The sequence below is a fragment of the Pseudomonas sp. PGPR40 genome, from assembly GCF_022014505.1.
GTDB lineage: Bacteria > Pseudomonadota > Gammaproteobacteria > Pseudomonadales > Pseudomonadaceae > Aquipseudomonas.
Map to the genome: position 1 here is coordinate 144,793 of NZ_JAKLSP010000008.1, position 23,064 is coordinate 167,856.

Below are 23,064 nucleotides of genomic sequence, written 5' to 3' on the forward strand. Positions count from 1 at the left end.
GGGTTACTTCAGCTGATTCATGCGCTCGATAACCTGGCGAGTGATGTCGTACTGCGGTTTGACATCAATCACTGCGCCACGCTCGAAGACCAGGTCAAAAGCACCTTTCTTGATGACTTCTTCCACAGCGCTGTCCAGTTTCGGCTTGAGCTGTTTCAGCATTTCACGGTCGGCAACGGCCTTGGCTTCGTTCAGTTCCTTGGACTGGAACTGGAAATCACGGGCCTTTTGCTTGAACTCAAGCTCCAGACGCTCACGCTCGCCTTGCTGCATTTTGTCACCGCCGGCCATCAGACGATCCTGGATACCCTTGGCGCTGCTTTCCAGGCTTTTGAGCTTGGTCAGTTGCGGGCCGAACTTCTTCTCGGCATCCACGGCGTATTTTTTCGCCGCGTCGGATTCCAGCAGTGCCATCTGATAGTTCAGAACGGCGATTTTCATGTCGGCAAAAGCCGGACCTGCGACCAGTACGGTCGCCAGGAGAACCAATTGAGTCAACTTACGCACGATGCACTCCTACAAAATCCATTGTCGTTATCTTGGGTCAGACGCTTAGAACGTCTGGCCGAGGGAGAATTGGAACACTTGAGTTTCAGCTTCATCCGGTTTCTTGATCGGCATGGCCAGTGCGAAGCTCAAAGGACCCAGTGCGGTGACCCAGGTCACGCCGACACCGACGGAGCTTGCCATGTTGCTCAGGCTGATGTCGTTGCACTCTGTTTGAGAGGTTGAACCGACATTGGCGTTTGTTGTTTTTTCGCACTTGGAATCGAATACGTTACCCACGTCCCAGAAGACGGACGTGCGCAGAGAACGTTGATCCTTGACGAATGGCAACGGGAACAGCACCTCGACACCACCCTGGATCAGCACGTTACCACCGAATGGCAGCGGATCCTGGTCCGGGTCGCGGACCGTACCAGCGTTCCCCGTCACATCTGCGCCGCGACTAGGGGTACTGCGAGGACCAAGAGTACTGTCCTTGAAGCCACGCACCGAGTTGAAACCACCAGCATAGTAGTTTTCATAGAACGGCAAGCCATCGGTCGAACCGTAACCATCGCCATAGCCCAGCTCGGTGTGCAGGCGCATGGTGTAGTTTTCGGTCAACGGTTGGAACAACTGACCACGGTAGTCGAGCTTGAAGAACGACAGGTCACTACCAGGCGTCGTTGCTTCAAGAGTCAGGCTCTGGGAATGACCACGGGTCGCCAGTACGCCCTTGTTCAGGGTGGACTCGGACCAACCGGCCGAAGCCTTGAAGTTCAGGTAGCTGTCGCCTTCGCGGTTAACGAAATCGAAAATCTCGTCAACGGTGTACTGGCCGGTCTTGATATCGTCCTGCTGTGCCGACAGACCGAAGGTCAGACGCGAAGTCTCACTGATCGGATAGCCAACGTTCACGCCTGCACCCAAGCTATCTACCGCATAGCTGGTGAGCTCGGCATCAAGCTCATCATAGTCGGTGGTGCGGTAGAAAGCGTTGTAACCCAGGCTTACACCGTCAGCAGTCCAGTAGGGATCGACATAACCGAAGTTATAGCGGCTCTGGTATTCGCTGCGGGTCAAGCCGACGCTGACTCGGTTACCGGTACCGAGGAAGTTGTTCTGGGTGATCGAGCCGCCGAGGATCAGGCCGGCACTCTGGGCGAAACCGACGCTGGCGGTAATCGAACCGGACGCCTGCTCTTCAACGCTATAGTTCACGTCTACCTGGTCGTCGACACCCGGCACAGCCGGTGTTTCAACGTTGACTTCCTTGAAGAAGCCCAGGCGTTCCAGACGGGTCTTGGATTGATCGATCAGGTAAGTCGACGCCCAACCGCCTTCCATCTGACGCATTTCACGGCGCAGCACTTCGTCTTCGGACTTGGTGTTGCCCCGGAAGTTGATGCGGTTCACGTAAGCACGCTTGCCCGGATCGACAGCGAAGGTGATGTCGACCGTGTGGTCGTCATCATGAGGCTGAGGCACGCCGTTGACGTTGGCGAAGGTATAACCCTCGTTACCCAGGCGACGGGTGATCAGTTCGGAGGTAGTGGTCATCAGCTTGCGCGAGAATACCTGGCCCTTCTGAACCAGCAGCAGGGACTTGACCTGGTCTTCAGGTACTTTCAGGTCACCGCTGAGTTTGACGTCACGAACGGTGTACTTCTCGCCTTCGTTGATGTTGACGGTAATGTAGACGTGTTTCTTGTCCGGGGTGATAGACACCTGGGTCGAAGCGATATCCATATTGATATAGCCGCGATCCAGATAGTAGGAGCGCAGGCGCTCCAGGTCACCGGAGAGTTTTTCGCGGGCGTACTTGTCATCGTTCTTGAAGAACGACAGCCAGTTGCTGGTCTTGAGTTCGAACAGGTCGATCAGGTCTTCATCAGGGAAGACAGTGTTACCCACCACGTTGATGTGCTGGATAGCCGCAACGGTGCCTTCGTTGATATTGACCTTCAACCCGACACGGTTACGTGGCTGCGGCACCACTTCGGTGTCGACTGTAGCCGAATAGCGACCCTGAGCGACGTATTGGCGCTGCAGCTCGTTACGTACACCTTCGAGGGTGGCGCGCTGGAAAATCTCGCCTTCGGCCAGGCCGGATTGTTTCAGGCCCTTCATCAGGTCTTCAGTGGAGATCGCCTTGTTGCCTTCGATCTCGATACTGGCGACCGATGGACGCTCGACTACAGTAATGACCAGGACGTTGCCATCGCGACCCAGCTGGATATCTTGAAAGAACCCGGTTTTGAACAATGCACGAGTGGATTCCACCAGACGACGATCGTCCGCCTGTTCGCCGACGTTCAACGGCAAGGCACCAAAGACACTCCCCGCGGAGACCCGCTGGAGGCCATTGACGCGAATATCAGAGATAGTGAAGGACTCGGCGTGAACTTCGGCGATCATCAATACGGTGAGAACCGCAGTTAGCAGCAGACGTTTCATGAAGTCCTTTCTTATTCCAACTGGCAATAAAAACTGCCGCAAAATGCGGCAGATTCGCAATTCAGCGAAGCGTTACAGTCGACCTAGATCATTGACCAGAGCAAGCAACATCACCCCGACCACCAAACTGATGCCGATCTGTATCCCCCAACCTTGCACCCGATCCGACAAGGGGCGACCACGCGCCCACTCGATCAGATAAAACAACAAATGCCCCCCGTCCAGTACAGGAATGGGCAGCAAATTCAAAACCCCCAGGCTAATACTCAGATAAGCAAGGAAATTCAGGAAATCAGCGACGCCCGACTGGGCAGAAGCGCCCGCCACTTTAGCAATGGTTATCGGTCCACTCAAGTTTTTTACCGAGAGCTCGCCGAACAACATTTTCTTGAGCGAATCGAGGGTCAGTACGCTCATGGTCCAGGTGCGTCGGGCACCCTCGCCAATCGCAGCCACCGGACCATAACTGACTTCGCGAATCATCTCTGGTGGCCAATCGACCGCTTTCACCCCGGCGCCCAGATAACCATTGGGCGACTTGCTCTCGCCGCGAGCGGCCAAGGTCACAGGGACGTCGATTTGAGCACCATCGCGCTCGACGCGCAGCATGATCTTGGTATCTGGATGCTTACGGACGATGTCGACTACTTGTTGCCAGTCGTCCAGTGCCTTGCCATCAAGGGCCAACAAGCGGTCCCCGGTCTTCAGGCCCGCAGCTTTCGCCGGCCCTTTCGGATCAAATTCGGCCAGTACTGGAGGCAACGCCGGACGCCAGGGACGAATACCCAGCGAGCGAATCGGATCTGGCTCTTCAGCGCCCTTGAGCCACTTGTCCAGCACCAGTTCACGGGGCGAATCCACCGTGGAACCCTGTTCACGGACCAGCAATTGAAGGGAACCGCTCTCACCCAGACGACGGATCAGTTGCAGATTCACTGCGGCCCAGCCGGAGGTTGGCTCACCATCGATGGCGATAATTTCCTGACCCGGGCTCAAACCTGCCTTGGAGGCAATACTGCCAGATTCGACCGCACCGATAACCGGCCGCACCTGCTCGCTGCCGAGCATTGCCAACGCCCAGAAAAACACCATCGCCAATAGAAAGTTGGCGATCGGGCCGGCCGCGACGATGGCGATGCGCTGACGGACAGATTTGCGATTGAAGGATTGATTGACCTGATCGGCCGGAACCTCGCCTTCGCGCTCGTCGAGCATCTTCACGTAGCCACCCAGCGGGATGGCGGCGACCACGAATTCAGTGCCTTTGCTGTCGTACCAGCGCAGCAGCGGCATGCCAAAGCCCACGGAGAAACGCAGCACTTTGACCCCACATCGACGCGCGACCCAGAAATGGCCGAATTCGTGGAAGGTGACCAGCACACCCAGCGCTACCAGGGTGCCGACAATCATATAGAGCGCGCTCATGTACTTTCTCCGCAATCCTATCCGTGCTGCATGGGGCCACTATCGCAGCACTTATCGCCCGTGACGGCTCAACCATTGCCCGGCCAGTACCCGTGCTTTCGCATCGGCCGTAAACACTGCCTCGAGATCGTCTAACGCAACCACAGGCTCGAGGCTCAACACTTCCTCGATAATACTCGCGATTTCCAGGTAGCGAACCCGTCCGTCGAGAAAGGCCGCCACAGCTACCTCATTCGCGGCATTGAGCATGGCCGGTGCGCTGTTGCCAGCCTCGGCGGCTTGACGTGCAAGGCGCAAGCAAGGGAATCGCTCTTCATCGGGCGACTGAAAATCCAGGCGAGCGATGGCGAACAGGTCCAGCGGCGCAACACCCGAGTCGATTCTTTCTGGCCAGGCCAGGGCATTGGCGATGGGTGTGCGCATGTCCGGATTGCCCAACTGTGCCAATACCGAACCATCGACGTAGTCGACCAGCGAATGAATCACGCTCTGCGGATGAATCACCACTTCGACCTGGGAGGGCGTGGCGTCGAACAGCCAGCAGGCCTCGATCAGCTCGAGCCCTTTGTTCATCATGCTGGCCGAATCCACCGAAATCTTGCGCCCCATGGACCAATTCGGGTGCGCACACGCTTGCTCGGGGGAAACATGCACCAATTCGGCCATCGGTGTCTGCCGGAACGGGCCGCCAGAGGCTGTCAGTAAAATCCGACGCACACCCACCGCGCCAAGTCCACGAGCGAAATCCTGTGGCATGCACTGAAAGATCGCGTTGTGTTCGCTGTCGATCGGTAGCAGCACCGAACCACTTTTACGCACGGCCTGCATAAATAGCGCACCAGACATCACGAGCGCTTCTTTATTGGCCAGAAGAATCTTCTTGCCGGCTTCGACTGCCGCCAGCGTTGGACGCAGGCCCGCCGCACCGACAATGGCCGCCATTACCGCATCGACTTCCGGATCGGAGGCGACCTGACACAAGCCCTCCTCCCCCACCAGAACGCGGGTCGACAGACCGGCCGCGCGCAAATCGTCCTGCAAGCCCCGGGCAGCGCCAGATTCCGGCACGACAGCGAAGCGCGGCGCATGACGCACACACAGCGCCAGCAACTCGCTCAAGCGAGTGAAACCGCTCAAGGCGAAAACCTGATAACGCTCGGGGTGACGGGCAATGACGTCGAGGGTACTCAGACCAATCGAGCCGGTCGCACCCAGCACGGTAATCTGTTGCGGGCGGCTCACGGCGCGGCCATCCACAGCAGCACGGCGAATACCGGAATCGCCGCCGTCAGACTATCGATGCGGTCCAGTACGCCGCCGTGGCCGGGCAGCAGATTACTGCTGTCCTTGATCCCCGACTGGCGCTTGAACATGCTTTCAGTGAGGTCACCCACCACTGAAATGAACACGATGATTGCGGCACCGAACAGCCCCATCAGCATCTGAGCGAAACTCCAGTCCCGCACAAAACCGACGATTGCGGTAATCACCAGACTCAGCAGCAAGCCGCCGTAAACGCCCTCCCAGCTCTTGCCAGGACTGACCTGTGGCGCGAGTTTGCGTTTGCCGAAGGCCCGACCGGAAAAGTACGCACCGATATCGGCCCCCCAGACCAGCACCATCACCGCCATGATCAGCCAATTGCCCAAGGGTTCCTGCTTGATCAGGATCAGACCTTGCCAGGCCGGTAACAGAATCAACAAACCGATCACCAGTTTGCAGGCGGCACTGGCCCAGTGTTCGCTGGACTGTGGATAGGTCAAGACCAGGTATGTGGCCACACCCCACCAGAGCACTGCAGCGCCCAACACCCAAGGCGCGAGCCCCGGCAGGACGTGCATGAAAAACAGCACCAACGCGACTACAGCTGCATAGGCAACGCGAATCGACTGAGCAGCAAAACCCGCCAGGCGCGCCCACTCCCACGCGCCGAGCGTCACCACCAGCCCAATGAACAGCGCAAAACCGGACCCTTCGAGCAGGAAAAACCCACACAGGGCAATCGGCAGCAGGATCAGCGCCGTGATGATTCGTTGTTTAAGCATTAAACCCGGGCTCCAGCCTCGACCTGCTCGCTCGTTTTACCGAAGCGACGCTGGCGAGAAGCGAAATCCGCCAGCGCATTGCGCATGGCGTCGTGTTTGAAGTCCGGCCAGAACAGGTCGGAGAAGTACAGTTCGGCGTAGGCCAGTTGCCACAGCAGGAAGTTGCTGATGCGATGCTCGCCACCGGTACGGATGCACAAGTCCGGCAACGGCAGATCACCGGTCGCCAGACAGGTTTGCAACAGCTCAGGAGTAATGTCCTCCGGACGCAGATGCCCGGCCTGAACTTCGCGGGCCAGACGCTGCGCGGCTTGCGCGATATCCCACTGACCGCCGTAGTTGGCGGCGATCTGCAGGATAAAGCGATTGGCGCCAACGGTCATCGCCTCGGCTTCGCGCATGGCGGCCTGAAGCTCCGGGTGAAAACGCGAACGATCGCCAATGATGCGCAAACTGATGTTGTTGTCGTTGAGGCGCTTGGCCTCGCGACGCAACGCCCTGAAGAATAAATCCATCAAGGCACTGACCTCATCGACCGGGCGCTGCCAGTTTTCGCTGGAGAAGGCGAACAGGGTCAGTACTTCAACCTTGGCCTCGGCACACACCTCGATCACTGCACGTACTGCATCCACACCCGCTTTATGCCCGGCGACACCCGGCATAAAGCGTTTTTTCGCCCAACGATTATTACCATCCATGATGATCGCGACATGGCGCGGCACCGGGGACGGTGCAGTCTGCTTTGTCTTATCCATTAAAACGCGACCCTTATACGGCCATCAGGTCTTTTTCTTTCTGGGCCAAATTCGCGTCGATTTCAGCCACGTACTTTTTGGTCAGATCATCAATTTCGCCAGTGGCGCGACGCTCTTCGTCTTCACTGATCTCTTTTTCCTTGACCAGATCCTTGAGCTGGCTGTTCGCATCACGACGGATGTTTCGTACAGCAACGCGGGCATCTTCGGCGACATCGCGAGCCTGCTTGGTGAAACCCTTGCGGGTTTCTTCGGTCAGGGCCGGCATGGAGATCAGCAGCAACTCACCCAGGTTGGTCGGGTTGAGGTTCAGACCAGCACTACCGATAGCCTTGTCGACGGCACCGAGCATGTTGCGCTCAAAGGCAACCACTTGCAGGGTACGGGCGTCTTTAACGGTGATGTTCGCCACTTGCTTGATCGGAGTGTCCGAACCGTAATACGGCACCATCACGCCTTCAAGAATGCTCGGGTGCGCCTGACCGGTACGAATACGGCCAAAGTTGTGCGCCAGCGATTCGACGGATTTTTTCATGCGCTCTTGAGCGTCTTTTTTAATTTCGTTGATCATTGTTGGCCTTCCTCGATCAGGGTCCCTTCAGCGCCGCCATGTACGATGTTCAGCAGGGCGCCGGGCTTGTTCATGTTAAATACGCGCAACGGCATCTTGTGGTCGCGGCACAAGCAAATAGCCGTCAAATCCATTACACCCAGCTTGCGATCCAGTACTTCATCATAAGTCAGATGATCGAACTTCTCGGCATGCGGGTCTTTGAATGGATCAGCCGTGTACACGCCATCGACCTTGGTTGCCTTGAGCACAACGTCAGCGTCGATTTCGATTGCACGCAAACAGGCTGCCGAATCCGTGGTAAAGAACGGATTACCGGTGCCGGCCGCAAAAATCACGACTTCCTTGGCGTTCAGGTGGCGCATGGCTTTGCGGCGATCGTAGTGATCGGTCACGCCAACCATGGAAATGGCCGACATCACGATGGCCGAGATATTGGCACGTTCCAGCGCATCGCGCATCGCCAGGGCGTTCATCACAGTGGCCAGCATGCCCATGTGGTCGCCAGTGACCCGATCCATGCCCGCCGCGCTGAGCGCCGCGCCGCGGAACAGGTTGCCGCCACCGATCACCAGACCGACCTGAACACCGATGCCGACCAGTTGGCCAACTTCCAGCGCCATGCGATCCAGAACTTTGGGGTCGATCCCGAACTCTTCCGAGCCCATCAAGGCCTCGCCGCTAAGCTTGAGTAGAATGCGTTTATAGCGAGCCTGATAACCACTGCCCTGCTGAGCCATTGCGAATCTCTCCTGCGGCGTATTTTAAAAATTCTTTGCGAGCTGTTTACAGCTGGCGTTCACTCTAGCTTGGCGCTGCTTCAGCGCCATCGGAACATGACTTTGTAAGCCAGTTCCAAATGGAAACCAAATAAAAGTTGGTAACCCATCTGAAAAGAGGCTGCGCGCGTGAGCGGGCAGCCTCTTCAGGGCGACAGTTAAAAAACTGTCTTACGACTTGGCAGCAGCCAGCTGGGCAGCAACTTCTTCAGCGAAGTTGTCGACCGGCTTCTCGATGCCTTCGCCTACTTTGAAGTAGGTGAAGGAAACGATTTCAGCGCCGGCTTTCTTGGCCAGTTCACCGACCTTGATTTCAGGGTTCTTGACGAACGCCTGCTCAACCAGGCTAGCTTCGGCCAGGAACTTGCTGATACGGCCTTTGACCATGTTTTCAACGATGTTTTCCGGCTTGCCGGCGATCTTGTCAGCGTTCAGCGTCAGGAACACGCCTTTCTCGCGTTCGATCGCTTCAGCGGAAACTTCCGATGGCAGCAGGAATTCAGGGTTGGTGGCCGCTACGTGCATAGCGATGTCCTTGGCCAGCTCAACGTCGCCGCCTTTCAGGACAACTGCAACACCGATCTTGTTGCCGTGCAGGTAGCCACCGACAACGTCACCTTCAACGCGTGTCAGACGACGGATGTTGACGTTTTCGCCAACCTTGCCGACCAGTACCAGGCGAGCAGCTTCTTGAGCTTCGATCAGCGGAGCAACGTCAGTCAGCTTGTCGGCGAACGCTTTTTCAACGCTTGCAGCAACAAATTCCTTGAAGTCGTCCTGCAGGGCCAGGAAGTCGGTCTGCGAGTTCACTTCCAGCAGAACGGCGGATTTACCGTCTTCTTTCAGAGCGATTGCGCCTTCAGCAGCTACGTTGCCTGCTTTCTTGGCAGCCTTGATGGCGCCCGAAGCACGCATATCATCAATGGCTTTTTCGATGTCGCCGCCAGCCTTGGTCAAGGCTTTTTTGCAATCCATCATGCCTTCGCCAGTACGCTCGCGCAGTTCTTTGACCAACGCTGCAGTAATCTCTGCCATTTCAAAATCCTCTTGGATAGGTTTTCAACCATTCCACCCGATCGAACGGGCGATCAATTCTTCCCGAACCACCGTTGTAAGCCGCTGCACGTTACAGCTCTGCAAGTGCGGGGCCGACAAACGGTTTTCGAGGTGGCAAAAAGGGGGCCAAGCCCCCTTTTTGCTTACTGAGTCAACGCCAGGGCGTCAATTACTCAGCTGCTGCCGCCGGAACTTCTTCAACGAACTGCTCGGTACCGCCAGCAACGTGGTTGCGACCGCGGATAACAGCGTCAGCCATCGAACCCATGTACAGCTGGATAGCGCGGATTGCGTCATCGTTGCCTGGGATGATGTAGTCAACGCCTTCCGGGCTGCTGTTGGTATCGACTACGCCGATAACCGGGATGCCCAGTTTGTTGGCTTCGGTGATCGCGATGCGCTCGTGATCAACGTCGATAACGAACAGAGCGTCTGGCAGACCGCCCATGTCCTTGATACCACCCAGGGAACGATCCAGCTTTTCCAGGTCACGGGAGCGCATCAGCGCTTCTTTCTTGGTCAGCTTGGCGAAAGTACCGTCTTCGGCTTGCACTTCAAGGTCACGCAGACGCTTGATGGAAGCACGGATGGTTTTGAAGTTGGTCAGCATGCCGCCCAACCAGCGGTGATCGACGTACGGCGAACCGCAACGTGCTGCTTCTTCAGCAACGATCTTGCCAGCGGAACGCTTGGTGCCGACGAACAGGATCTTGTTTTTGCCCTGGGCCAGACGCTCTACGAAAGTCAGAGCTTCGTTGAACATTGGCAGGGTTTTTTCAAGGTTGATAATGTGGATCTTGTTACGCGCGCCGAAAATGTATTTACCCATTTTCGGGTTCCAGTAACGGGTCTGGTGACCGAAGTGCACACCGGCCTTCAGCATATCGCGCATGTTGACTTGGGACATGATAGTTCCTTAATAAGTCGGGTTTGGCCTCCACGTATCCCAATGACCAACCAGCAGCATCAGCTGAAGGCACCCAGGTCATCGTGTCGACACGTGTGTGGATTTAAGCTTTTCAGGGTATCCCCGGAAAGCGGCGCATTTTATACCACAGGGCAGGCAAAAACGGAACCCGGATTCTGAAAACCTGGCGAATGCTTTCGAGGCCCACCTTGGAATCCCCACAGAATGCGCCATCCTATAGAGAGAAGCGATGCACAGAGGCTCAGATTTGCACTGATCGTCTGGTAGAATCGCGTTTTTCAGGGCCGTGATATTTGTTCGCGCAATGCCCATTTCGTTTTAGAAGGCGCCATTGAGCGCAAAGAGAGCCTGTATGACCGTCACCCTCAAAACCCCAGAGGACATCGCAAAAATGCGGATCGCCGGCAAATTGGCCGCCGATGTGCTGGAAATGATTGCCGATTATGTCAAGCCGGGTGTCACCACCGAAGAGCTGGACCGCATCTGTCACGACTACATCGTCAATGAGCAGAAAGCCATTCCTGCCCCGCTCAACTACAAAGGCTTCCCGAAGTCGATCTGCACCTCGATCAACCATGTGGTCTGCCACGGCATCCCGAACGAGAAACCGTTGAAGGATGGCGACACGCTGAACATCGACGTCACCGTGATCAAGGACGGTTACCACGGCGATACCAGCCGCATGTTCCACGTCGGTACCGTGCCAGTCTGGGCCGAGCGTCTGTCCCAGGTGACTCAGGAATGCATGTACAAGGCCATCGAACTGGTCAAACCCGGCTGCCGCCTGGGCGATATCGGTGAGGTGATCCAGAAGCACGCGGAAAAGAACGGCTTCTCGGTGGTTCGCGAATTCTGCGGCCATGGCATCGGCAAAGTGTTCCACGAAGAGCCGCAGATCCTGCACTACGGCCGTGCCGGCACTGGCATGGAACTGAAAGCCGGCATGACCTTCACCATCGAGCCGATGATCAACCAGGGCAAAGCCGACACCAAGGTGTTGGGCGACGGCTGGACCGCCATTACCAAGGACCGCAAGCTGTCGGCACAGTGGGAACACACCCTGCTGGTGACCGATACCGGTTACGAGATCTTCACTTTGCGCAGCGACGATACCATCCCGCGCGTTTCGGCCTGATCCCGCCCGCTCCGTTCCCAGCCTTATAGAAAGGAAAGCCAATCGATGCCGCAGGTGGATCCCGAACTCTTCGACCGCGGCCAGTTCCAGGCTGAACTGGCCCTGAAGGCAAGCCCTATTGCTGCTTTCAAGAAGGCCATCCGTCAAGCCCGCGAGGTACTTGACGAACGGTTTCGCAGTGGTCGGGACATTCGCCGGCTGATCGAGGATCGCGCCTGGTTTATCGACAACATCCTGCAACAAGCCTGGGAACAGTTTAACTGGAGCGAAGATGCCGATATCGCCCTCGTGGCGGTCGGCGGCTACGGTCGTGGCGAGTTGCACCCCTATTCCGACATCGATCTGCTGATTTTACTGGACAACGCCGATCACGAAATTTTTCGCGATTCCATCGAGCGCTTTCTGACGTTGCTGTGGGACATCGGCCTGGAAGTCGGCCAGAGCGTTCGTTCGGTGGATGAATGCTCCGAAGAAGCCCGCGCAGACCTGACGGTCGTCACCAACCTGATGGAAAGCCGCACCATCTGCGGCCCTGAACGCCTGCGTCAGCGCATGCTGGACGTCACCAGCACCGAGCAAATGTGGCCCAGCAAGGAGTTCTTCCTGGCCAAACGCGCCGAGCAGAAAGCCCGGCACCACAAGTACAACGACACCGAGTACAACCTGGAACCCAACGTCAAAGGTTCGCCCGGCGGACTGCGCGATATTCAGACGATTCTGTGGGTCGCACGTCGTCAATACGGCACGCTGAACCTGCGAGCCCTGGCGGGTGAAGGTTTCCTGGTGGAAAGCGAAAATGCGCTGCTGGCCTCGTCCCAGGAGTTTCTGTGGAGGGTGCGCTATGCGCTGCACATGCTCGCCGGCCGCTCCGAAGACCGCTTGCTGTTCGATCACCAGCGCACGATTGCCGGGCTGCTGGGTTTCGAAGGCAATGACGCCAAGCACGCCATCGAAAACTTCATGCAGCAGTACTACCGGGTAGTCATGAGCATTGCCCAGCTCAGCGACCTGATTATCCAGCACTTCGAAGAAGTGATCCTGGCCCCCGAAGACGAAGCACCGCCACAACCGATCAACTCGCGGTTCCAGCTGCACGACGGCTACATCGAGGCGCGCAACGACAACGTGTTCCGCCGGACGCCATTCGCCATGCTCGAAATTTTCGTGCTGATGGCCCAGCAACCGGAGATCAAAGGCGTACGCGCCGATACCATCCGTCTGCTGCGGGAAAATCGTCATTTGATCGATGACGATTTTCGTAACGACATCCGCAACACCAGCCTGTTCATCGAGCTGTTCAAGTGCAAGATCGGCATCCACCGCAACCTGCGGCGCATGAACCGTTACGGCATCCTTGGGCGCTATTTGCCGGAGTTCGGTTTCATTGTCGGGCAGATGCAACATGACCTGTTTCACATCTATACGGTCGATGCGCACACCCTGAATCTCATCAAACACCTGCGTAAGCTGCAGTACACCCAGGTGTCGGAAAAATTCCCGCTGGCCAGCAAGCTCATGGCCAAACTGCCCAAACCCGAACTGATTTACCTCGCCGGTCTGTACCACGACATCGGCAAGGGCCGACATGGCGATCACTCGGAAATCGGTGCCGTGGATGCCGAAGCTTTTTGCCAGCGCCACCAGTTGCCGATCTGGGACAGCCGCCTGATCGTCTGGCTGGTGCAGAACCATCTGATGATGTCGACCACGGCCCAGCGCAAGGACTTGTCCGACCCGCATGTGATCCATGATTTCGCACAGACCGTCGGCGATGAAACCCGCCTCGATTATCTGTACGTGCTGACCGTTGCGGACATCAACGCTACCAACCCGACGCTATGGAACTCCTGGCGCGCGAGCCTGTTGCGCCAGCTCTACACCGAGACCAAACGCGCCTTGCGTCGTGGCCTGGAAAACCCGGTGGATCGCGAAGAGCAGATCCGCCAGACCCAGAGCGCGGCACTGGACATTCTGGTACGCGGCGGCAACGACCCGGACGATGTCGAGCAGTTGTGGGCGCAATTGGGCGATGACTATTTCCTGCGCCACACCGCCGGCGACGTGGCCTGGCACACTGACGCGATTCTGCAGCAGCCGGCCGACGGTGGCCCGCTGGTGCTGATCAAGGAAACCACCCAGCGCGAGTTCGAGGGCGGTACGCAGATCTTCATTTATGCACCGGACCAGCACGATTTCTTCGCCGTGACCGTGGCGGCGATGGACCAGCTCAATTTGAACATTCACGACGCCCGGGTCATCACCTCCAGCAGCCAGTTCACCCTCGACACCTATATTGTGCTCGACACCGATGGCGACTCGATCGGCGATAACCCGGCACGGGTCAAGCAGATCCGTGAAGGCCTGACCGAAGCCTTGCGCAATCCGGATAACTACCCGACCATCATCCAGCGTCGAGTGCCGCGCCAGCTCAAGCATTTCGCGTTTGCGCCACAGGTGACGATCCACAACGACGCTCAGCGTCCGGTGACCGTGCTGGAACTCAGCGCCCCGGATCGCCCCGGCCTGCTGGCACGGATCGGCACGATCTTCCTCGAGTTCGACCTGTCGCTGCAAAATGCCAAGATCGCTACCTTGGGCGAGCGCGTGGAAGACGTTTTCTTCATCACCGACGCGAACAATCAGCCGCTGTCCGACCCGTTGCTGTGCAGCCGTTTGCAGGATGCAATCGTCAAGCAACTGAGCGTCAGCCAGGAAGCCGATATCAAACTGTCACGAATCAGTTTCTGAATTAACAAACCGCCATGGGAGCGCGAACCTGCCCTTTGTAGGAGCTGGCTTGCCAGCGATGAATTCAAATGCGCCGCGCTCACTCGGTAACACGCGTTATCGTTAACGATCATCGCTGGCAAGCCAGCTCCTACAGGAATCAGAGCTTGTCTGCCCCCGCACCGAACGAGACTCATCGATGAACAACGCTCTGAACCAGTTGCAGCCCTACCCGTTCGAAAAGCTCCGCGCCCTGCTCGGCAGCGTCACGCCAGACCCGGACAAGCGCGCCATTGCGTTGTCCATCGGCGAGCCGAAACACCGCTCGCCAAGCTTCGTCGCCGAAGCGCTGGCGAGCAATCTGGATCAGATGGCCGTATACCCGACCACCCTCGGCATTCCGGCCCTGCGTGAAGCCATTGCCGCCTGGTGCGAACGTCGCTTCAACGTCCCGAACGGCTGGCTCGACCCGGCACGTAACGTTTTGCCGGTCAACGGTACCCGTGAAGCGCTGTTCGCTTTCACCCAGACCGTAGTCAACCGGGGTGACGATGCACTGGTGGTCAGCCCGAACCCGTTTTATCAAATCTACGAAGGCGCGGCGTTCCTCGCCGGGGCCAAGCCGCATTACCTGCCGTGCCTGGATGAAAACGGCTTCAACCCGGACTTCGACGCCGTATCGCCGGATATCTGGAAGCGCTGCCAGATCCTGTTCCTGTGCTCGCCGGGCAACCCGACCGGTGCGCTGATTCCAGTCGAAACCCTGAAGAAGCTGATCGCCCTGGCCGACGAATACGACTTCGTGATCGCTGCCGACGAGTGCTATAGCGAACTGTACTTCGACGAACAAACCCCGCCGCCGGGCCTGCTCAGCGCCTGCGTGGAACTGGGCCGCAAGGACTTCAAGCGTTGCGTGGTGTTCCATAGCCTGTCCAAACGCTCCAACCTGCCGGGCCTGCGTTCCGGGTTCGTGGCTGGCGACGCGGATGTTCTCAAAGGCTTCCTGCTCTATCGCACCTACCACGGCTGCGCGATGCCGGTTCAGACCCAACTGGCCAGCGTTGCCGCCTGGAATGACGAAGTGCATGTGCGGGCCAATCGTGCGCTGTATCGCGAAAAGTATGACGCGGTACTGGAAATTCTCAGCCCGGTAATGGATGTGCAACGTCCGGATGGCGGTTTCTACCTGTGGCCGAATGTGGCGGGAGATGATGCTGCGTTCTGTCGCGATCTGTTCGAGCAAGAACACGTGACTGTCGTGCCGGGCTCCTACTTGTCCCGCGAAGTCGATGGCGTCAACCCGGGCGCCGGGCGTGTGCGCCTGGCGCTGGTCGCGCCGCTGGCGGAGTGCGTGGAAGCCGCCGAGCGAATTCGCAATTTCGTGCAGCGCCGTAAATAACAGCCTCGCGCCCACATGAAAGCGCTGCGCCCGCAGCGCTTTCAAGCATAAGCGCTGTTCCCGAAAAATCACTGCGTGCTTGTGCCTGGGCCGACCATTGAAGTGCCACATTCGCCGTCTAGAATGCAGGCCGACTGCAGCACCTGTATCGCATGGAACAGCGGCTATCCAAGTCAAAAAGACAAACCCGACCACAGCCGCCGCGAAACCGCCCGGTCATGGCATAATCCGTCACCTTTCGTTCCCAGCACCTGCAAAGGAGGCAATTCCTTGACCGTTTCAAGCAAAACGTTGCACCTTTTCGGCATCAAAGCCTGCGATACCATGAAAAAGGCGCGCACCTGGCTCGATGAACATGCTGTCAGCTATGACTTTCACGATTACAAAACGGTCGGTATCGACCGTGAACACCTGCGCCAATGGTGCGACGAGCACGGCTGGCAAGTGGTGTTGAACCGCGCAGGCACGACCTTTCGCAAGCTCGACGACGAACGCAAAGCCGATCTCGACCAGTCGAAAGCCATCGAACTGATGCTCGCGCAACCCTCGATGATCAAGCGCCCGGTGCTCGATCTCGGTGACCGAACCCTGATTGGCTTCAAGCCAGATATCTACGCGGCAGCGCTCAAGTAAGGCAGCCCGTTCCATTTTGTTAGAGGTGTCAACATGTCCACTACCCTGTTCAGCCTGGCCTTTGGTGTCGGCACTCAAAACCGTCAAGGCGCATGGCTGGAAGTGTTTTACGCGCAGCCACTGCTCAACCCCTCGGCCGAACTGGTCGCTGCCATTGCGCCGGTTCTGGGCTACACCGACGGCAATCAGGCCATCGCCTTCAGCACTGCTCAGGCGTCGCAACTGGCCGAAGCGTTGAAAGGTGTCGACGCTGCACAAGCGGCACTGCTGACCCGTCTGGCCGAGAGTCACAAGCCGCTGGTCGCGACTATTCTGGCCGAAGACGCTCAACTGAGCTCCACGCCTGAGGCTTACCTCAAGCTGCATTTGCTGTCCCATCGCCTGGTCAAGCCGCATGGCCTGAACCTGGCCGGCGTGTTCCCGCTGCTGCCGAACGTGGCCTGGACCAGCCAAGGCGCGATCGACCTGGCCGAACTGGCCGAGCATCAATTGGAAGCGCGTCTGCGCGGCGAGCTGCTGGAAGTATTCTCGGTGGACAAGTTCCCGAAAATGACCGACTACGTGGTACCGGCCGGCGTGCGTATCGCTGATGCGGCGCGTATTCGTCTGGGCGCTTACGTGGGCGAAGGCACCACCGTGATGCACGAAGGTTTCGTCAACTTCAATGCTGGTACCGAAGGCCCGGGCATGATCGAAGGTCGTGTGTCGGCGGGTGTTTTCGTTGGCAAGGGCTCGGACCTGGGCGGCGGTTGCTCGACCATGGGCACCCTGTCGGGTGGCGGCAACATCGTGATCAAGGTTGGCGAAGGCTGCCTGATCGGCGCCAACGCCGGTATCGGTATCCCGTTGGGCGACCGCAACACCGTTGAGTCGGGCCTGTACGTGACGGCCGGCACCAAGGTTGCGTTGCTGGATGAGCACAACAAGCTGGTCAAAGTCGTTAAAGCCCGTGAGCTGGCCGGTCAGCCTGACCTGCTGTTCCGTCGCAATTCGGAGACCGGTGCCGTGGAGTGCAAAACCCACAAATCGGCCATCGAACTGAATGAAGCGCTGCACGCTCACAACTAAGCAGAGCATCAAACGATCACCTGTGTTGTAGGAGCGGGCTTGCCCGCGAAGGGGCCCTAGAGGTCGCCAAAAGCTTCGCGGGCAAGCCCGCTCCTACACACACAGGTTTGGCGTACACCCGCCCATGTTCACCAGGGCCCGATAGCATGATGATTCCCTCTCCCTGGCGCGCCGATTTTCCGGCCATCGCCGCTTTGCAACGGCAAGACCAGACTTATCTGGACAACGCCGCCACCACGCAAAAACCTCAAGCCCTGCTGGATGCCCTGACGCATTACTACGCCAACGGCGCGGCCAACGTGCATCGGGCGCAACATTTGCCCGGCGCCCACGCGACTCAGGCATTCGAGGACAGCCGCAGCAAAGTTGCGCAATGGCTCAATACCGGCGATTGCGGGCAGATCATCTTCACCCACGGCGCGACGTCCGCGCTGAACCTCCTGGCCTATGGCCTGGAGCACTTATTCAATCCGGGCGATGAAATTGTCATCAGCGCCCTGGAGCACCACGCCAACCTGTTGCCATGGCAGCAACTGGCCCACCGTCGCGACCTGAAACTGGTGATTCTGCCGCTGAATGTCGACGGTTTGATCGATCTTGATATCGCCGCGTCGTTGATCGGTCAGCGCACCCGTTTGCTGGCAGTCAGTCAGCTGTCCAACGTGCTCGGCGCCTGGCAACCGTTACCCGCGTTACTGGCGATGGCCAAAGCGCACAACGCGCTGACCGTCGTCGACGGCGCTCAAGGCGTGGTCCATGGCCGGCATGACGTGCAGGCGCTGGGTTGCGACTTCTATGTGTTTTCCAGCCACAAGCTCTACGGCCCGGATGGCCTCGGTGTACTGTTTGGTCGTCATGAAGCGCTCGCACAACTGCGTCCGTGGCAGTTCGGTGGCGAAATGGTACTGGATGCCAACTACCACGACGCCCGCTTTCGTCCTGCACCACTGGGGTTCGAAGCAGGTACGCCGCCGATTTCCAGCGTGATTGGCCTGGGGGCGACCCTGGATTATCTGGCCGGGCTCGATCAGGACGCCGTGTCCGCCCATGAAGCGGCGCTGCATGACTATTTGCTCAAAGGCCTTGAGGCGCGCAACGGCATTCGTCTGCTGGGCAAGCCGCAACTGGCACTGGCCAGTTTTGTCGTCGAGGGTGTGCATAACTCCGATCTGGCGCATTTGCTGACCGAACAAGGGGTCGCCGTTCGCGCCGGTCATCATTGCGCCATGCCGTTGCTCAAAAGCTTTGAACTGGCCGGGGCGATTCGGGTGTCGTTGGCGTTGTACAACGACTCCAAGGATCTTGAGCGCTTTTTTGAAGCGCTGGATCAAGCATTGGAGTTGTTGCGATGACCTTGCCCGCCGATGCCGTCACCGCGCTGGATACTTTTCAGAAGACTGCGAGTTGGGAGCAGCGGGCGCGGTTGCTGATGCAATGGGGCGACCGCCTGCCGGCGTTGAGCGATGTGGATAAAGTCGAGGCCAACCGCGTGCATGGCTGTGAAAGCCAAGTCTGGCTGGTCGGAGCGCTGCAGGACGGTCATTGGCAGTTCAGCGCCAGCAGCGATGCACGTTTGATTCGCGGGTTGGTGGCATTGCTGCTGGCGCGGGTCAATGGGTTGTCCGCTGCCGAACTGCAACAGGTGGATTTGCCGGAGTGGTTTAATCAGCTGGGGCTGTCGCGGCAGTTGTCGTCGTCGCGCAGTAATGGGTTGAATGCGGTGTTGCAGCGGATGCGTGAGCTAGCGCACTGATCGTCCCCACGCTCTGCGTGGGAATGCCTCCACGGACGCTCCGCGTTCGGCTCTGAAAGGGACGCGGAGCGTCCCGGGCTGCATTCCCACGCAGAGCGTGGGAACGATCGTTTGCCAGGCCGCGGTCAGGCAGGTTTGATGCGATCCGCCGGGCGTCGAACCCCGGCCACAATCTTATCCACAGCCTTGGTCGCCGCGACCATGCCGAACGTCGCCGTCACCATCATCACCGCGCCAAAGCCCCCGGCGCAGTCGAGCTTCACGCCATCGCCGACAAAACTCTTCTGCAAGCAAATGCTGCCATCCGGTTTCGGGTAGCGCAGTTGCTCGGTGGAAAACACGCAGGGTACGCTGTAATGGCGGGTCACGGTGCGGGAGAAGCCGTAGTCGCGGCGCAGCGTGGAGCGCACTTTCGACGCCAGCGGATCGTTGAACGTGCGGTTCAAGTCGCAGACCTGGATCAGCGTCGGGTCGATTTGCCCGCCCGCGCCGCCGGTGGTGATGATCTGAATCTTGCGACGTTTGCACCAGGCAATCAGCGCAGCCTTGGCGTTGACGCTGTCGATGCAGTCAATCACGCAGTCGATGTTCGGCGTGATGTACTCGGCCATGGTTTCGCGGGTGACGAAGTCCGCCACCGTATGCACCATGCAATCCGGGTTGATCCCGCGCAGGCGCTCGGCCATCACCTCGACCTTGGGCTTGCCGACGGTGCTGTCGAGCGCATGCAGTTGACGGTTGACGTTGCTGACACAAACGTCGTCCAAGTCAAACAGCGAAATCTCGCCCACGCCACACCGGGCAACCGCTTCCGCCGCCCAGGAACCGACGCCACCGACGCCGACGATCGCCACATGAGCCGCGCGCAAGCGCTCAAGGCCTTCGATGCCATACAAGCGGGCGATGCCAGCAAACCGCGGATCTTCTGTACTCATGACCATTACCCCAAAAACCGGCGCGCATTATAGGGCCGTCGGCGGTCAAGAGCACCTTTGGGCTATGGACGGCAGTCTTGACGGCTTCAATTGACTACAAATTTATTGGAATTGGGCTACATCGTCCCGGTCGAAGAACTTAAGTCGACCTGGATTGCCCAATGTCGGGCGTTTCCCTGTTCGCTGTACGGTCAGAGAACCTCCAGTGTAGGATGCGCGCCCCTGCCAACTGGCAGCCAGCCGCAAACCGTTCCTTCGTTCCACAGCCTTTGGAACCCGAAAAAGCTATGTCATCGCGTAAATTTGGACTCAACCTGGTCGTGGTGCTCGCCATCGCAGCCTTGTTTACCGGCTTCTGGGCGCTGGTCAATCGCCCGGTCACCGCCCCCAACTGGCCTGAGCAGATCTCAGGCTTTTCATACTCGCCGTTTCAACAAGGCCAGTACCCGCAAAAAGCTCAGTACCCGACCGACGATGAAATGCGTCGCGACCTGGAGATCATGAGCAAACTGACGGACAACATCCGCACCTACTCGGTCGACGGCACGCTGGAGAATATTCCCAAACTGGCGGAAGAATTCGGCCTGCGGGTGACCCTGGGGATCTGGATCAGCCCGGATCAGGAACGCAACGAGCGCGAGATTCTGCGCGCCGTTGAATTGGCTAACACTTCCCGCAGCGTTGTTCGCGTGGTTGTCGGTAACGAGGCGATCTTCCGTAAGGAAATTACCGCCAAGGACCTGAGCGTGATCCTCGATCGTGTTCGTGCCGCCGTGAAAGTGCCAGTGACCACCTCCGAGCAGTGGCACATCTGGGAAGAAAACCCGAGCCTGGCCAAGCACGTCGATTTGATTGCCGCTCACGTCCTGCCGTACTGGGAACACATTCCGATGGAGCAGTCGGGACAATTCGTTCTCGACCGCGCCCGTGACCTGAAAAAGATGTTCCCGAAAAAACCGCTGCTGCTTTCCGAAGTAGGCTGGCCGAGCAACGGCCGCATGCGCGGTGGCGCCGATGCGTCGCCGGCGGACCAGGCGATTTACCTGCGCACGTTGGTCAACAAGCTCAACCGCCAAGGCTTCAACTACTTCGTGATCGAGGCGTTCGACCAACCGTGGAAGGCCAGTGACGAAGGCTCGGTGGGCGCGTACTGGGGCGTGTTCAACGCCGCACGCCAGCAGAAATTCAACTTCGAAGGCCCGGTCGTCGCGATCCCGCAATGGCGGGTACTGGCTATCGGCTCGGTAGTGCTGGCATTGCTGTCCTTGACGCTGCTGATGATCGATGGCTCGGCCCTGCGTCAACGTGGCCGCACCTTCCTGACCTTTATCGCGTTCCTCTGCGGTTCGGTGCTGGTGTGGATCGGTTACGACTACAGCCAGCAATACAGCACCTGGTTCAGCCTGACAGTGGGCTTCTTGCTCGCCCTCGGTGCACTCGGGGTGTTTATCGTGCTGCTGACAGAGGCCCACGAACTGGCCGAAGCGGTCTGGACCCACAAACGCCGGCGTGAATTCCTGCCAGTGGTGGGCGATTCGCACTACCGACCGAAAGTGTCGATCCACGTACCGTGCTACAACGAGCCGCCGGAGATGGTCAAACAGACCCTCAACGCCCTGGCCAACCTCGACTATCCGGACTTCGAAGTCCTGATCATCGACAACAACACCAAAGACCCGGCGGTCTGGGAACCGGTGCGCGATTATTGCGCAACCCTCGGCCCGCGCTTCAAGTTCTTCCACGTGGCACCGTTGGCCGGTTTCAAGGGCGGCGCGCTGAATTACCTGATTCCGCACACCGCCAAGGATGCCGAAGTGATTGCGGTGATCGACTCGGACTACTGCGTCGACCCGAACTGGCTCAAGCACATGGTGCCGCACTTCGTCGACCCGAAAATCGCCGTGGTGCAGTCGCCGCAGGATTACCGCGACCAGAACGAAAGCACCTTCAAGAAGCTCTGCTACGCGGAATACAAAGGCTTCTTCCACATCGGCATGGTCACCCGCAACGACCGTGATGCGATCATTCAGCACGGCACCATGACCATGACCCGGCGCTCGGTGCTCGAGGAACTGGGCTGGGCCGACTGGTGCATCTGTGAAGATGCCGAGTTGGGTCTGCGCGTGTTCGAGAAAGGTCTGTCGGCGGCGTACTACCACGACAGTTATGGCAAGGGCCTGATGCCCGATACCTTTATCGACTTCAAGAAACAGCGTTTCCGCTGGGCTTACGGAGCGATTCAGATCATCAAGCGTCACACCGCCAGCCTGCTGCGCGGCAAGGACACCGAACTGACCCGAGGCCAGCGTTACCACTTCCTCGCGGGCTGGTTGCCGTGGGTCGCAGACGGCATGAACATTTTCTTCACCGTCGGCGCCCTGTTGTGGTCGGCGGCGATGATCATCGTGCCGCAACGAGTCGATCCGCCGCTGCTGATTTTCGCGATCCCGCCATTGGCGCTGTTCGTGTTCAAGGTCGGCAAGATCATCTTCCTGTACCGACGTGCTGTGGGGGTCAACCTCAAGGATGCGTTCTGCGCGGCATTGGCCGGGCTGGCGTTGTCGCACACCATCGCCAAAGCCGTGCTGTACGGTTTCTTCACCAGCAGCATTCCGTTCTTCCGCACCCCGAAAAACGCCGATAACCACGGCTTCTGGGTAGCCATTTCGGAAGCGCGCGAAGAGGTGTTCATCATGTTGCTGTTGTGGGGCGCGGCACTGGGAATCTTCCTGGTGAACGGCCTGCCGAGCAACGACATGCGCTTCTGGGTGACCATGTTGCTGGTGCAGTCGCTGCCGTATCTGGCGGCGCTGATCATGGCGTTCTTGTCTTCGCTGCCAAAACCGGTGGTCGAAGCCGAGACCGCACCGGCTGTCTAAATCAGTACAGATGCACTAAACGGCGGCCAATGG

Annotated in this window: 19 protein-coding genes; 8 read left to right on the top strand and 11 right to left on the bottom strand. The window is 58.4% G+C overall.

All coding sequences use genetic code 11. The annotated features are described in order from the left end of the window. Positions 1-3 precede the first annotated feature (3 nt). The 10 genes from MEB48_RS09625 to rpsB form a co-directional block, all read right to left on the bottom strand. Positions 4-507, bottom strand: a complete 504-nt coding sequence (locus MEB48_RS09625) for an OmpH family outer membrane protein (RefSeq protein ID WP_007907155.1) — start codon at positions 505-507, stop codon at positions 4-6. A 45-nt stretch (positions 508-552) separates the two neighbouring features. Then, positions 553-2,943 carry an outer membrane protein assembly factor BamA gene (bamA, locus tag MEB48_RS09630; RefSeq protein ID WP_237883992.1) on the bottom strand — a complete coding sequence of 797 codons (2,391 nt, stop codon included), beginning with the start codon at positions 2,941-2,943 and terminating at the stop codon, positions 553-555. Between the two features lie 72 nt (positions 2,944-3,015). Continuing rightward, positions 3,016-4,368 (bottom strand): sigma E protease regulator RseP, encoded by a 1,353-nt coding sequence (gene rseP, locus MEB48_RS09635; RefSeq protein ID WP_237883994.1) that lies wholly within the window; start codon positions 4,366-4,368, stop codon positions 3,016-3,018. 51 nt (positions 4,369-4,419) lie between these two features. After that, on the bottom strand, positions 4,420-5,610 hold the full coding sequence (ispC, locus tag MEB48_RS09640) for a 1-deoxy-D-xylulose-5-phosphate reductoisomerase (protein ID WP_237883996.1): 1,191 nt from the start codon (positions 5,608-5,610) through the stop codon (positions 4,420-4,422). After that, the gene (locus tag MEB48_RS09645) at positions 5,607-6,413 is read right to left on the bottom strand and encodes a phosphatidate cytidylyltransferase (RefSeq protein WP_237883998.1); all 807 of its coding nucleotides are present in this window, start codon (positions 6,411-6,413) and stop codon (positions 5,607-5,609) included. Before MEB48_RS09645 ends, ispC begins: the two co-directional genes overlap by 4 nt. Then, positions 6,413-7,168, bottom strand: a complete 756-nt coding sequence (gene uppS, locus MEB48_RS09650) for a polyprenyl diphosphate synthase (protein ID WP_237884000.1) — start codon at positions 7,166-7,168, stop codon at positions 6,413-6,415. Before uppS ends, MEB48_RS09645 begins: the two co-directional genes overlap by 1 nt. A 13-nt stretch (positions 7,169-7,181) precedes the next feature. Then, entirely contained in the window at positions 7,182-7,739 is a 558-nt protein-coding gene (gene frr, locus MEB48_RS09655; RefSeq protein ID WP_007907979.1) for a ribosome recycling factor, read from the bottom strand. Next, positions 7,736-8,479 (bottom strand): UMP kinase, encoded by a 744-nt coding sequence (pyrH, locus tag MEB48_RS09660; protein ID WP_003172271.1) that lies wholly within the window; start codon positions 8,477-8,479, stop codon positions 7,736-7,738. The genes frr and pyrH overlap by 4 nt, the downstream gene beginning before the upstream one ends. Before the next feature lie 210 nt (positions 8,480-8,689). After that, positions 8,690-9,553 carry a translation elongation factor Ts gene (gene tsf, locus MEB48_RS09665; protein WP_095054163.1) on the bottom strand — a complete coding sequence of 288 codons (864 nt, stop codon included), beginning with the start codon at positions 9,551-9,553 and terminating at the stop codon, positions 8,690-8,692. 190 nt (positions 9,554-9,743) lie between these two features. After that, on the bottom strand, positions 9,744-10,481 hold the full coding sequence (gene rpsB, locus MEB48_RS09670) for a 30S ribosomal protein S2 (RefSeq protein WP_237884002.1): 738 nt from the start codon (positions 10,479-10,481) through the stop codon (positions 9,744-9,746). A gap of 373 nt (positions 10,482-10,854) precedes the next feature. Here rpsB and map point away from each other — a divergent pair, with 373 nt between their 5' ends. The 7 genes from map to MEB48_RS09705 all read left to right on the top strand — a co-directional run bounded on the left by map (position 10,855) and on the right by MEB48_RS09705 (position 19,217). Next, the gene (gene map / locus MEB48_RS09675; protein WP_018927020.1) at positions 10,855-11,637 is read left to right on the top strand and encodes a type I methionyl aminopeptidase; all 783 of its coding nucleotides are present in this window, start codon (positions 10,855-10,857) and stop codon (positions 11,635-11,637) included. 45 nt (positions 11,638-11,682) lie between these two features. Next, complete coding sequence (locus MEB48_RS09680; RefSeq protein WP_237884004.1) at positions 11,683-14,385, top strand: [protein-PII] uridylyltransferase; 2,703 nt, start codon at positions 11,683-11,685, stop codon at positions 14,383-14,385. A 178-nt stretch (positions 14,386-14,563) separates the two neighbouring features. After that, complete coding sequence (gene dapC / locus MEB48_RS09685) at positions 14,564-15,763, top strand: succinyldiaminopimelate transaminase (RefSeq protein ID WP_237884006.1); 1,200 nt, start codon at positions 14,564-14,566, stop codon at positions 15,761-15,763. Positions 15,764-16,033: 270 nt separating this feature from the next. Beyond that, positions 16,034-16,396, top strand: a complete 363-nt coding sequence (locus MEB48_RS09690) for an ArsC family reductase (RefSeq protein ID WP_269137440.1) — start codon at positions 16,034-16,036, stop codon at positions 16,394-16,396. A 33-nt stretch (positions 16,397-16,429) separates the two neighbouring features. After that, a complete protein-coding gene (gene dapD, locus MEB48_RS09695; protein ID WP_237884008.1) occupies positions 16,430-17,464 on the top strand; it encodes a 2,3,4,5-tetrahydropyridine-2,6-dicarboxylate N-succinyltransferase in 1,035 nt (344 codons plus the stop codon). A gap of 146 nt (positions 17,465-17,610) precedes the next feature. Beyond that, the gene (locus MEB48_RS09700) at positions 17,611-18,816 is read left to right on the top strand and encodes an aminotransferase class V-fold PLP-dependent enzyme (protein ID WP_237884010.1); all 1,206 of its coding nucleotides are present in this window, start codon (positions 17,611-17,613) and stop codon (positions 18,814-18,816) included. Further along, positions 18,813-19,217: a SufE family protein gene (locus MEB48_RS09705; protein ID WP_237884012.1), complete on the top strand. Its 405-nt coding sequence runs from the start codon at positions 18,813-18,815 to the stop codon at positions 19,215-19,217. The genes MEB48_RS09700 and MEB48_RS09705 overlap by 4 nt, the downstream gene beginning before the upstream one ends. A gap of 125 nt (positions 19,218-19,342) precedes the next feature. Here the strand turns inward: MEB48_RS09705 and tcdA are convergent, their stop codons facing one another. Next, a complete protein-coding gene (gene tcdA, locus MEB48_RS09710) occupies positions 19,343-20,152 on the bottom strand; it encodes a tRNA cyclic N6-threonylcarbamoyladenosine(37) synthase TcdA (protein ID WP_442969078.1) in 810 nt (269 codons plus the stop codon). Positions 20,153-20,439: 287 nt separating this feature from the next. Between tcdA and MEB48_RS09715 the strand changes: the two genes are divergently transcribed. Beyond that, complete coding sequence (locus MEB48_RS09715; RefSeq protein WP_237884016.1) at positions 20,440-23,031, top strand: glycosyltransferase; 2,592 nt, start codon at positions 20,440-20,442, stop codon at positions 23,029-23,031. Positions 23,032-23,064 lie beyond the last annotated feature (33 nt).

What these genes read in the sequence shown, in the direction of transcription:
- MEB48_RS09680 (WP_237884004.1), top strand. Translation starts at nt 11,683, where the DNA reads ATGCCGCAGGTGGATCCCGAACTCTTCGACCGCGGCCAGTTCCAGGCT.
- dapD (WP_237884008.1), top strand. Translation starts at nt 16,430, where the DNA reads ATGTCCACTACCCTGTTCAGCCTGGCCTTTGGTGTCGGCACTCAAAAC.
- MEB48_RS09645 (WP_237883998.1), bottom strand. Translation starts at nt 6,413, where the DNA reads ATGCTTAAACAACGAATCATCACGGCGCTGATCCTGCTGCCGATTGCC.
- uppS (WP_237884000.1), bottom strand. Translation starts at nt 7,168, where the DNA reads ATGGATAAGACAAAGCAGACTGCACCGTCCCCGGTGCCGCGCCATGTC.
- tcdA (WP_442969078.1), bottom strand. Translation starts at nt 20,152, where the DNA reads ATGAGTACAGAAGATCCGCGGTTTGCTGGCATCGCCCGCTTGTATGGC.
- bamA (WP_237883992.1), bottom strand. Translation starts at nt 2,943, where the DNA reads ATGAAACGTCTGCTGCTAACTGCGGTTCTCACCGTATTGATGATCGCC.
- pyrH (WP_003172271.1), bottom strand. Translation starts at nt 8,479, where the DNA reads ATGGCTCAGCAGGGCAGTGGTTATCAGGCTCGCTATAAACGCATTCTA.
- rpsB (WP_237884002.1), bottom strand. Translation starts at nt 10,481, where the DNA reads ATGTCCCAAGTCAACATGCGCGATATGCTGAAGGCCGGTGTGCACTTC.
- tsf (WP_095054163.1), bottom strand. Translation starts at nt 9,553, where the DNA reads ATGGCAGAGATTACTGCAGCGTTGGTCAAAGAACTGCGCGAGCGTACT.
- map (WP_018927020.1), top strand. Translation starts at nt 10,855, where the DNA reads ATGACCGTCACCCTCAAAACCCCAGAGGACATCGCAAAAATGCGGATC.
- MEB48_RS09700 (WP_237884010.1), top strand. Translation starts at nt 17,611, where the DNA reads ATGATGATTCCCTCTCCCTGGCGCGCCGATTTTCCGGCCATCGCCGCT.
- rseP (WP_237883994.1), bottom strand. Translation starts at nt 4,368, where the DNA reads ATGAGCGCGCTCTATATGATTGTCGGCACCCTGGTAGCGCTGGGTGTG.
- MEB48_RS09705 (WP_237884012.1), top strand. Translation starts at nt 18,813, where the DNA reads ATGACCTTGCCCGCCGATGCCGTCACCGCGCTGGATACTTTTCAGAAG.
- MEB48_RS09715 (WP_237884016.1), top strand. Translation starts at nt 20,440, where the DNA reads ATGTCATCGCGTAAATTTGGACTCAACCTGGTCGTGGTGCTCGCCATC.
- dapC (WP_237884006.1), top strand. Translation starts at nt 14,564, where the DNA reads ATGAACAACGCTCTGAACCAGTTGCAGCCCTACCCGTTCGAAAAGCTC.
- frr (WP_007907979.1), bottom strand. Translation starts at nt 7,739, where the DNA reads ATGATCAACGAAATTAAAAAAGACGCTCAAGAGCGCATGAAAAAATCC.